The organism is Halorubrum sp. SD690R, assembly GCF_005435035.1.
Taxonomy (GTDB): Archaea; Halobacteriota; Halobacteria; order Halobacteriales; family Haloferacaceae; genus Halorubrum; species Halorubrum ezzemoulense.
This window is the reverse complement of record NZ_SGTV01000060.1, coordinates 1-8844: the sequence shown is the minus strand read 5'-3', so window position 1 is coordinate 8844 and position 8844 is coordinate 1. Positions and strand designations below refer to the sequence as shown.

6 protein-coding genes and 4 pseudogenes are annotated in these 8844 nt (G+C 62.4%); 3 read left to right on the top strand and 7 right to left on the bottom strand.

Features of this window, described 5'->3' with window-relative positions:
* Both EXE41_RS18065 and EXE41_RS18060 read left to right on the top strand, forming a co-directional pair.
* Positions 1 to 100, top strand: a pseudogene (locus tag EXE41_RS18065) (IS1595 family transposase); the annotation flags it as partial.
* Positions 101 to 350: 250 nt separating this feature from the next.
* Positions 351 to 494: pseudogene (locus EXE41_RS18060) on the top strand (ISH3 family transposase); the annotation flags it as partial.
* A gap of 175 nt (positions 495 to 669) precedes the next feature.
* Here the strand turns inward: EXE41_RS18060 and EXE41_RS18055 are convergent.
* From EXE41_RS18055 to EXE41_RS18035, 5 genes are all read right to left on the bottom strand, one after another.
* On the bottom strand, positions 670 to 1017 hold the full coding sequence (locus tag EXE41_RS18055; RefSeq protein WP_086216928.1) for a hypothetical protein: 348 nt from the start codon (positions 1015 to 1017) through the stop codon (positions 670 to 672).
* On the bottom strand, positions 1010 to 1927 hold the full coding sequence (locus tag EXE41_RS18050; protein ID WP_086216927.1) for an ABC transporter permease: 918 nt from the start codon (positions 1925 to 1927) through the stop codon (positions 1010 to 1012). The genes EXE41_RS18055 and EXE41_RS18050 overlap by 8 nt, the downstream gene beginning before the upstream one ends.
* Positions 1924 to 2937, bottom strand: a complete 1014-nt coding sequence (locus EXE41_RS18045) for an ABC transporter permease (RefSeq protein WP_086216926.1) — start codon at positions 2935 to 2937, stop codon at positions 1924 to 1926. Before EXE41_RS18045 ends, EXE41_RS18050 begins: the two co-directional genes overlap by 4 nt.
* Positions 2938 to 2987: 50 nt before the next feature.
* A complete protein-coding gene (locus EXE41_RS18040; protein WP_137691727.1) occupies positions 2988 to 4688 on the bottom strand; it encodes an ABC transporter substrate-binding protein in 1701 nt (566 codons plus the stop codon).
* A gap of 102 nt (positions 4689 to 4790) precedes the next feature.
* Positions 4791 to 7511, bottom strand: a complete 2721-nt coding sequence (locus tag EXE41_RS18035; protein ID WP_137691726.1) for a dipeptide ABC transporter ATP-binding protein — start codon at positions 7509 to 7511, stop codon at positions 4791 to 4793.
* Between the two features lie 80 nt (positions 7512 to 7591).
* Here EXE41_RS18035 and EXE41_RS18030 point away from each other — a divergent pair, with 80 nt between their 5' ends.
* The gene (locus tag EXE41_RS18030) at positions 7592 to 8077 is read left to right on the top strand and encodes a hypothetical protein (protein WP_086216923.1); all 486 of its coding nucleotides are present in this window, start codon (positions 7592 to 7594) and stop codon (positions 8075 to 8077) included.
* A 283-nt stretch (positions 8078 to 8360) separates the two neighbouring features.
* Here the strand turns inward: EXE41_RS18030 and EXE41_RS18025 are convergent.
* Positions 8361 to 8693: pseudogene (locus EXE41_RS18025) on the bottom strand (response regulator); the annotation flags it as partial.
* Positions 8694 to 8740: 47 nt separating this feature from the next.
* Positions 8741 to 8844 (bottom strand): annotated as a pseudogene (locus EXE41_RS18020) (IS1595 family transposase); the annotation flags it as partial.

The following is an 8844-nucleotide window of genomic DNA, read 5'->3' as shown; positions in this document are numbered from 1 at the left end:
GCAGGCCGCTCGGACCTACGGCTTCCTCCGGTCACTGAACCTTACTGGGGCACCGATCCACAGTCTCGTGGACTGTATCGCTGTCAATGTATTCCGCTAGTTCCGCCAGTCTACCGAAGAGCGGGCTCGATAGAGCAGTAACCGGCCGTGATAAGCGGTGTATCCGCCGTTTAATTTGATGGTATCGGACTCAGTTTGTCGTGAGATAGGGAACCGAGCAAACTCTAGAGGACTTTGTGACACGACCGAAGTGTTTCGCAAACCGGGTGAGGAAGCGCTCAAAACCATCCTCGAAACTGTGCTGTGACTCACCAACAATCTACGCTACAAGAGCGATGTTACGACACGCTCACCGATTAGCTAAGCAAAGCCTCGCATTCACCAATTCTCAGGACGCTGGGCTACGGCTGGTAATGTTTGTGGTGAGCCTGCTGCTCCAGAATAGCTGGCGGTATCTTCACTGGAGGCACGTGGCGCCGCCCCCCCACGACGGGGCGCCGCCAGCTTCCACACCTTTCCCAAGCAGACACTTTCACTCAAATCCGGTGTGATCGACTGGTTTCACGATTTAATAGAGTAACAGCGTTTCTATCGAGTCAACACAGCACTCATGGCCGCCCCCAAGGGTGGACCATCCTGTCGGGACGGGGTTATCGGAGTGGGTCTCGTTTACACGCCGACAAGCAGTATCGACGCCGCGACCGCAGTCCCCACCCAGCCCGCGCCGACCCAAGTCAACACGGCGAACGCCTGTCGCGCGCCCTCGCGGCTCCACGCAGACTCGCCTCCGAGATGGCTTTGAACCGCCGACATCGAGTCGCCGAACCCGACCGCGCCGCCCCACGTCGCGACGCCGAAGCCGAACAGCAACACGCCGAGTGCGAACGAGGTGTCGGTCGCTCGCCGCGCCCCGGCGAATGGGAAGAGCGCGCTCGCGACGACGAGCCCGAGGAGGCTGCCGATGCAGACCCACCGCGCGACCGTCCGTCCGGACGGCCGTCCGTCGCGGTCAGTCAACGGTCTCTCGCATCCGGGGGTCGAGCGCGTCGCGCATCCCGTCACCGAGGAGGTTGAATCCGAGCACCGTCAGCGCGAGCAGCAGGCCGGGGAAGAAGGACCACCACCACGCCCCGGAGAACAGCCCGAACTCGACACCGTTCGAAAGCATCATGCCCCACGTTGGTTCCCCTGGACTGGCACCGAAGCCAAGGAACGACAGCGCGGCGATGTCGATGATCGCGAGCCCGTAATTGAGTGTCGACTGGACCGTTATCGGCGCGAGGCAGTTCGGGAGGACGTGACGAACGAGCAGCCGCGGGTCCGTCGCGCCCAGCGCCCGCGTGGCGTCGGTGTACTCGTCTTCGAGCACCTTCAGCGCGGCCCCGCGGACGACGCGGGCGAACCGGGGCGTGTAGACGAGCGTTAGCGCCCCGACGGCCCGCCACAGGCCCAGCTCTTCCGGGAAGATGGTGACGAGCGCGAGCGCTAAGAGCAGCGACGGGAACGACAGCAGGACGTCCATCGTCCGCATGATGACGTTGTCGGTCAGGTCACCGTAGTACGCGGCGACGATCCCCAGACTCACCCCGAGGAACGTCGACGCGACGACGGTGACCGTTCCGTAGAGGACCGCGTACCAGGCCCCGTACATCACGCGCGGGAAGATGTCGCGGGCCTGCCCGTCCGTGCCGAAGAGGTACTCCGAGCTGGGCGGGGATTCAGCGGGATTCGTCCCGAACTGGGTCGCCGTGAGCTCGCTGAGGTCGTAGGTGATCCGCGCGTAGACCGCGATCAGGACGACGCTCACGATGATGATGATCCCGGTGATCGCGAGTCGGTTCGAGGAGAGCTGCGAGAGGAACGGGCTCGCGCGCAGCCGCTCAACAATGCTTCGGTCGACGGCGCCGGTCTGTGTCTCTGTGCTCATTGTTCGATACGTGGATCGAGAACCGAGTAGGTGAGGTCAACGCCCAGGTTAACGAGCGTGTACAATACGGCGAAGACGAGGACGGTACCCTGGACGACAGGGTAGTCGCTACGGTTGATCGCGTCGACGAGCAGCGTGCCGATGCCGTTGATCTCGAAGACAGTCTCCGTGAGCACCGCGCCGCCGAGCAGCGATCCGAACTGGATGCCGACCACAGTGATGACGGGGATGAAGGCGTTGCGGAGGCCGTGTTTCATGACGGTGATCTTCGAGCCCTGTCCCTTCGCGCGCGCGGTTCGCATGTAATCTTGGCGGATCACCTCGACCATCGACGAGCGCATCATCCGCGAGAGCAGCGCCATCTGATAGATCCCGAGCACCACCACCGGCAAGAGGAGGTGAACGACCGCGGACTGGAACGCTGCGACGTTCCCCGCCAATAGCGTGTCGACGAGAATAAGCCCCGTGACCGGTTCAACGAAGTACTCGGAGCCGATTCGACCACTGGTCGGGAGAAGCCCGAGGAACTGCGCGAAGAGCAGGATGAGCAGCGGACCGCTCCAGTAGATCGGGACGCTGATCCCGCTCAGCGCGCCAATGCGTGTGAGATGATCAGTCCACGTGTCCTGTTTGACCGCGCTGAGAATACCCAGCGGGAGCCCGAACAGGAGGCCAGCGAACTGTCCGAGCAACGCGAGTTCGATCGTGATCGGGAGGCGATCCGCGAGGATCTGGCTCACCGCCGCGCCCCGGTTCACCTGATAAGACTGGCCGAAGTCGAACGTCGCCACCTCGCCGAGGAAGCGAACGTACTGCTGCCAGAGCGGGTCGTCGAGCCCCAAGTCCGAGCGGACCTGATTGACGAACTCCTGGCTCGCTCGGTCGCCGGCGATGACCACGGCGGGATCGCCCGGCGAGAGGTGGAGAATAGCGAAGACCACCGTCGCGACCCCGAACAGCACGGGGAACAGCATGAGCAGCCGTTTGAGGACGAAGCGTTTGGAGACCATTCAGAGAAATGGGCGCGTGGGACGGTCAAAAAGTCTGCGCTCGGCGCTAGTTACTCGAGCTCGACCTGTTCGAGGAACGGCCCGCCGATCGCGGCGACGCTGTAGTTGTTCACGCGGTTGGAGACGCCGCGAACCTCGTCGGCGTAGTCGAGGAACACCCACGGCGCCTCGTCGTGCGCAATCTGGGCGGCCTCTTGGTACAGCTCGGCGCGGTCCTCTTGATTCGTGGTCCGCTGGGCTTCCTCAACGACGCTCATGTACTCGCTGTTAGCCCACGCGGCGTTGTTCGAGGTGTTGAACCCCTCGGTGTCCCAGGAGACCCAGTCCTGCCCCTCCGGCACGTCGGTCTGCGGGTGGAGGAGGACGTAACAAAAGTTGTCGGGGTCTGCGTTGTCGGTGTACCAACCGGCGAGCGTCGCGTCGTGGCTCCCCTGGCTGGTGTACGTGAGGTAGTCGGAGAACTGCCGGTCGTCGATCGACACCTCGATGCCGACCTCGGCGAGGTTCGAACGGATCGTTTGCGCGGTCGGCAGCGGCGCCGGGTTGTACCCGCGGGGGTTCTGGAAAGTCGTCAGCGAGAACGAGAACCCGTCGCCGTAGCCGGCCTCATCGAGGAGGCTCTGCGCCTGTTCGGGATCGTACTCGTAGGGGCTGATGTCGTCGTTGTGCCCGAACAGCGCGGGCGGGATCGGCTGCTCGGCCTGCGTGGCGATCCCGGAGTAGATGTTCTCGACGATCGCCTGAGTGTCGATGGCGTAGCTGATCGCGCGGCGGACCCGGCGGTCGCGGAACGCCTCAACCCGCGAGAGGTTGAACGCCATGTAACCGATGTTGATCCCCGTCGCCGTTCGGCTCTCCGCGGTGTCGGACCCGTCGACGATCTGCATGCTGTCAGGGTCGAGCCCGTCGATGATGTCGAGTTCTTCCTCAACGAGCGCCTGCGCACGCGTGGAGTTCTGCCCGCGGGTGAGGAACAGCACCCGGTCGACGTTCGGGGCCTCGCCCCAGTAGTCGTCGAAGGTGGTGAGCCGGATGCGGTTGTTGGCGTCGTCGAGGGTCTCGAGCTGGAACGGGCCGGTCCCGACCATCTCCTCTCCGAGGTTCGTGTCGCCCTCGATCGCGTCCTGCGAGATGACGACGGCCGCGAACATCGCGAGGTTGCGGAGGAACGGCGCGTACGTCTGGGTCAGCGTGATCGAGAGTTCGTAGTCGCCCGGGGCCTCGATGCTGTCGATCCAGTTGCCGAGGGTGAACGGCCCGTAGACGGAGGAGTCCGCGAAGTGGTACTCGTAGTCGTCGTCGACGAACCGTCGGTACGTGGCGATGAAGTCGTCGGCGGTGAACTCCGACCCGTCGTGGAAGCTCACCCCCTCTCGTAGCGTGAGCGTCACCGAGTCGCCGTCAAGCGACCAGTCAGTGGCGAGCGACTCGACGAGCGACGCTTCGCCCGGTTGGAAGGCGATCAGCCCCTCGTACGCCTGATTGGTGACCTTCGCGACCTCACCGCTGGTCGTGTTCTGCGGGTCGAGGGTACTGGAGTGAGCACCGCGGCCGTAGCGGAGCGAGGTCGTGTCGTCGCCGCCGTTGTCGTCGCCGCCGTCGCTACCGTCGCCGCCGTCGCTACCGTCGCCGCCGTCGCCACCGTCGCCGCCACACCCGGCAAGAGAGGCGACCGATGCCGTCGCTACCGTCGCGCCGCCCGCTCGTTGTAAGAAGCTGCGTCGTGACGTACCTGTGGTATCAGGACACATACATCGGCATATATGAGCTAGGTAAATAATTCTGGTGGAGCGACAGGACAAAATCGCGTCATAAGCTCCGGCTGAGTGGTCCTGTAGTCACTTGTCAACAGGTCACTCATCGTATAGATGGCACGCAGCGGGATGACCGCTCTCACCGAGTTCGGGGTTGTCTCGTTCACAGACGCTCTCGAACGTCTCGCAGAGTGTGGCCTCTGCCTGGTCCCACCGGTCGTGTTTGATCTGTTCGAAGGACTCGGCCACGACCGCTCGCGCCTCCCCCGAGAGCGGACCGTCGAAGAAGTACTCGAAGAGCGTCGGATGTTCGCCGCCGTCGGCGACGGCGGTCCGCGCCGACTCGTCTTCGATTCGGACCTCCGACTCGATGGCGTCGAGGTCGATATCTCTCGCTTCTAACCGCTGTCGGTAGAACATTACCTCGCGATAGCGCTCCTGGTTGATGTCTAGGTTTTCCGGCGGGATGACCGATGGACAGCGGGTGCGGAACCGACAGCCGGAGGGTGGGTTGATCGGTGACGGGACATCCCCTTTAAGAATCGTTCGATCGTCTGTGTCGGCGAGGGGGTCGGGCTCCGGGATCGCGGACAGGAGCGCTCTAGTGTATGGGTGTTTCGGCGTCTCGAACAGTTCGTCCGTCTCGGCGACCTCAACTATCTCGCCAAGGTACATCACCGCCACCCGGTCGGAGATGTGGCGGACAACGCTCAGGTCGTGGGCGATGAACAGGAAGGTGAGCCCGAACTCCTCTTGGAGGTCCTCCAGCAGGTTAATGATCTGCGCCTGAACGGACACATCGAGCGCCGACACCGGCTCGTCGGCGACGATGAAGTCGGGATCCACCGCTAGGGATCGCGCGATGCCGACCCGCTGACGCTGACCGCCGGAAAGCTCGTGTGGGTATCGGCCGAATTGGCCGCGCTCTAACCCGACCGCGTCCATCAGCTCGAAGACGCGCTCGCGGTGGCGTCCCTCGGCGAGGCCGTGAATCTTCAGCGGTTCCATGATCGTCTGGCCGGCTGTCATCCGCGGGTCGAGGCTCGACATCGGATCTTGGAACACCATCTGCATGTCTTTCCGGCGCTTACGCAGATCCGATTTCGAGAGCGATCCGAGGTCCTCACCAGCGAACACGACCCTCCCGTCGGTCGGCGGGTCCAGGTGGAGGATCGCTTGTCCCGCTGTGGACTTCCCGCAACCGGACTCGCCGACGAGTCCCAGCGTCTCCCGCTCGTGGACATCGAGATTGATCCCGTCGACGGCCCTGACGCTCGAGTCACCGCCGCCGAACATCCGGTCGAGCGCGCCATCCTCCTGTTGGTAGTACTTCCGCATCTCGCGGATCTTGACAAGCGGGTCGCCGATGGCAGATCTGGAACCAGCGGCGGGTTCGTCGGTCCCGTACATATCCTTATCAAACTCGTCGTGGACGCATTTCGACCGGTGGTCGACATCGTTCGGGCCGTGCTGGAGATATGGAATCTCCCCCTCGCGGCACTGGGGTTCGGCCCAGGGACAGCGCGGCGCGAAATGGCACCCGTCGGGCATGCCGATCAGGTCAGGAACGTTCCCCTCAATCGGTGTCAGTCGCTCTTTTTCTTCGGTGGGGATCGATTCGAGCAGCGTGTAGGTGTAGGGATGGCTGGGATTGGAGAAGATCTCTTCTACGGGGCCTTCCTCGACAATCTCGCCGGCGTACATTACGGCCACGCGGTCACAGGTTTCGGCCACGACGCCGAGGTCGTGGGTGATCATCAAGACTGACATCCCGAACTCTTCTTGGAGGTCGTCGATCAGATCGAGGATCTGCGCCTGAATCGTCACGTCGAGTGCGGTCGTCGGTTCGTCGGCGATGAGGAGGTTCGGCCGGCAGGCTAAGGCGATAGCGACGAGCACGCGCTGGCGCATCCCTCCGGAGAACTCGTGTGGATAGTCTTCCAAGCGCTGTTTCGCTTCCGGAATGCCGACCGCCTGAAGCATCCTGACAACTTCGTCCATCACCTCTTCTTCACCGTCTCGACCTCCGAATTTCGGAAGGATCTCGCGGACCCCATTGAGCCACGAGTCGTGTTTTTGACCGCCGTACCGGTGGAGCCGCAGTGACTCGGCGATCTGCTCGCCGACGGTGACCGCCGGGTTGAGAGAGGTCATCGGGTCTTGGAAGATCATCCCCATCTCGCCGCCGCGGATCCGGCGGACGGCCGCCTCGGGGGCTGCCGTCACGTCGATTATTCCCTCGTCGATATCAACATCGCTCGGCTTCGCGCCGGCGCGGATCCGCTCTCGGGCGTCGGCATCGAGGAACACGAAGCCGTCGACGGCGTCGGCGAGTGCGGCCTCAAGATCGTCACCGACGGTCTTCGGGTCGGCGTCGGTTTTGAGACGCTCTGCGGCAGTTCTGAGGTGGCTCGCAAGGTCGTCTGGGTCCGCTTCGGCGGCGATGTCATCGACCATTCCGCGAAGCTCAGCAGGGGTGTCGGGAACGCGCCGTCCGGCGCGAAGCCCGCTGCTCACAGCCGCGATCGCATCGATCAGCCCGGACGGGTACGGAACGTACGCATCGTCGAACTCGTTGAGGAGGGAGGTTGCGAGCCCCGGATCCGCGAGGGTGATCCGGCCACCGACGATGTCGCCGGGGTCGTCGACGAGGTCCATCGCAGAGAGGGCGGTGACGCTCTTTCCGGAACCCGACTCACCCACGAGGCCGACGGTCTCTCCGTGCTCAATCGAGAGGTCAATACCGTCGACGGCCTTGACCGCGCCCCGTTCGGTTCTGAACTGAGTTTGGAGCGCGGAAAGCGAGAGCAGATCGGTCACTATCGGCGGTAGCGAGCCTCACGGAAATATATCTTGGGGACAGTGAAATCATTTATACGGCTACCCCAGCGTCTGCTGGTATGAACGAACCCGCAGGCGGCGACGTGCCCACGAACGTACAGGCGGGAGATGGATGGTCCGCCGTCATCGAGGACATGGAAGCGACCGCGACGAAGTACCGAGAGCGCGGGTGGACGACGCTCGAACTCCATCCCGGCGATTCAGTCTTGGTCGACTCGGACCGTCGGACCGGCCTTGACGTCGTCCTCCCCGGCTCGGAGTTCGAGGAGCTAGAGTCGCTCGTCGACGACCAACAGTTTCGAGACGTCGAGGTGTTCCGGGCGGAGGGAAACGAACTGGTCTACGTGCTGGTCGTCGAAATTGCGCCCGAGAGCGAAACGGCTGTCTTCGTCCCCGCGTACTACGATCCGAGCCAGGCAGCGGAGAAACTCGAATCGATCAGAGAGGCGGGGGCCGTGCGCCTCTTCTGCCGTCGATTGAACGACGACACAGTCCGGTTCGTCCATGACGATCCGACGCCGTTCCTCCCGGAGCCTGTCGAGTGAGCGGCCTCCCGTAACCTCAACGGGGCCCGAGAGCGGTGCGTGCTCGAACGTCGGGCGAACAACAGATTCGACGACAGTAGTCTTGTGGTATTCAAACAATTGGTCGTGTCGCAAAGTCCTCTAGAGTTTGCTCGGTTCCCTATCTCACGACAAACTGAGTCCGATTCCATCAAATTAAACGGAGGATACACCGCTTATCACGGCCGATTACTGCTTTATCGAGCCACAGAAGATATTACAGTAAATATTACCGTAACGAGATTAAACGGCTTTGCGACGCGATCAAATAATCAGTGACTCCTGCAGAGGTTGCGTCACTGGCGACGGTTTCACTCCCTTTGCCAGTAAACAGAATAAACGGTAGATCAGGCCACTCCTCACGAACAGCTCGGAGGAACTCAACGCCGTTCTGCCCGGGCATTTCATAGTCGGAAATGACGCAATCAAATGTGGATTCAGCAAGACGATTCAGCCCCTCGCTCGCACTACTTACCGTTTCAGTGTCGAATCGGTCACTCTCTCGTTCAAGAAACGCTGTGGTCATTTCGGCGAAGTCTGGTTGGTCATCAACATGGAGGACACGGATTGTATCCCTGTGCTCTGCTCGGTCAGACATACTCAGAGTTTTTAGTTCAGCTATCGCTCTTCGGTAGACTGGCGGAACTAGCGGAATACATTGACAGCGATACAGTCCACGAGACTGTGGATCGGTGCCCCAGTAAGGTTCAGTGACCGGAGGAAGCCGTAGGTCCGAGCGGCCTGTTCCA

Coding starts and splice junctions, on each gene's coding strand:
- EXE41_RS18030 (WP_086216923.1), top strand. CDS start 7,592: ATGAACGAACCCGCAGGCGGCGACGTGCCCACGAACGTACAGGCGGGA.
- EXE41_RS18050 (WP_086216927.1), bottom strand. CDS start 1,927: ATGAGCACAGAGACACAGACCGGCGCCGTCGACCGAAGCATTGTTGAG.
- EXE41_RS18045 (WP_086216926.1), bottom strand. CDS start 2,937: ATGGTCTCCAAACGCTTCGTCCTCAAACGGCTGCTCATGCTGTTCCCC.
- EXE41_RS18040 (WP_137691727.1), bottom strand. CDS start 4,688: ATGTGTCCTGATACCACAGGTACGTCACGACGCAGCTTCTTACAACGA.